Source organism: Cupriavidus sp. GW822-FHT06G04, from assembly GCF_058799075.1.
In genome coordinates, this window is the sequence record NZ_JBXALD010000035.1 from 1 (window position 1) to 1,228 (window position 1,228).

A 1,228-nucleotide genomic window follows, 5' to 3' on the forward strand; every position below is an offset into this window, starting at 1 on the left:
TGCGGATTCAACCGGTCGATGCAACGTACTGGAGAAACCTTTCAGCCGGCGTATCGAAGTTCAAAGTCTTGCGAGGGCGCTCGTTTAGTCGCCTGGCTACGGCGTTGAGTTTCGCTTGCGAATATGCTGAGAGGTTGGTGCCCTTCGGAAAATACTGCCTCAGCAGTCCATTCATGTTTTCATTCGAACCGCGTTGCCAGGGATGCTGAGGGTCGCAGAAATAGACTTGAATATTTGTCGCCACAGTGAAGCGCTTGTGCCCGGCCATTTCTGTGCCTCGATCCCAAGTCAGCGATTTGTAGAGCTCCTGCGGCAGCTTCCTGACGTGCTTGATCAGCGCGTTGACCACGGCCTCAGAATCCTTGCCAGCCGTCTTCACCAGCATCACGAACCGGCTCTGGCGTTCAACCAGCGTTGCGATTTGGCTGTTAGCGTCGCCGAATAGCAGGTCACCCTCCCAGTGCCCTGGTATCGCACGATCTTCGGCCGTGGCAGGACGTTCACTGATCGAGACGGCGTCCGCGATGTTGGTGCGTCCCTCAGTCTTCATTGTGTACTGGCGCGACCGACGCATGACCCTCGATCGCCGCAAATGCTCCAGCAACTCCTTCTTCAAAGCGCCACGCGCCTGAATATAAAGGCTACGATAGATCGCCTCGTGTGACACCTGGTAGTCCTTGTTGACCGCATAGACATGCTTTAGCCAGCCCGCAATCTGCTCGGGGGACCACTGCAACCTCAGCTTGCCGGCGACGACCCGCGCCAGCACCCGGTTCCTGACAAGCTTACAGAGCTTCGGGCGACGCGCTCGCTCCCAGGCCAGTGCGTCGGCCTGGCTCGCGCGATAGCTCTGCCGCCCCCCATTGCGCTCGAGCTCACGACTAATGGTAGACGGAGCGCGATTCAGCCGCGATGCAATGGCCCGAATCGAAAGCCCTAACGCCAGCGAGCGCGATATCTCCTCACGCTCGGCAAACGTCAACGCTCGCGCAGCGCGATGGCGTTGTGCCGGTCGAATGCCTCCCGCGTCCGACAAGATCCTCTGGACTGAAGAGTGCCCGCGATCAAATAACCTAGCGATCTCATGAATAGTATCTCCCTTGCGCCAGCGATCCCACATGAGTGCCTTCTGCGTCTCGGAATAATAGATCCTCGGCCTCTGCTTCATTTGCAACACCTCCACTGCTCACACAGATTCTAGGTGTTGCATCGACCGGTTGAATCCGCA

The 1,228-nt window shown here is 58.0% G+C and carries 1 protein-coding gene; it reads right to left on the bottom strand.

Translation table 11 applies throughout. From position 1 onward, the window contains the following. Positions 1 to 7: 7 nt before the first annotated feature. On the bottom strand, positions 8 to 1,168 hold the full coding sequence (locus AC1RKI_RS30050) for an IS30 family transposase (RefSeq protein WP_492798429.1): 1,161 nt from the start codon (positions 1,166 to 1,168) through the stop codon (positions 8 to 10). Positions 1,169 to 1,228 lie beyond the last annotated feature (60 nt).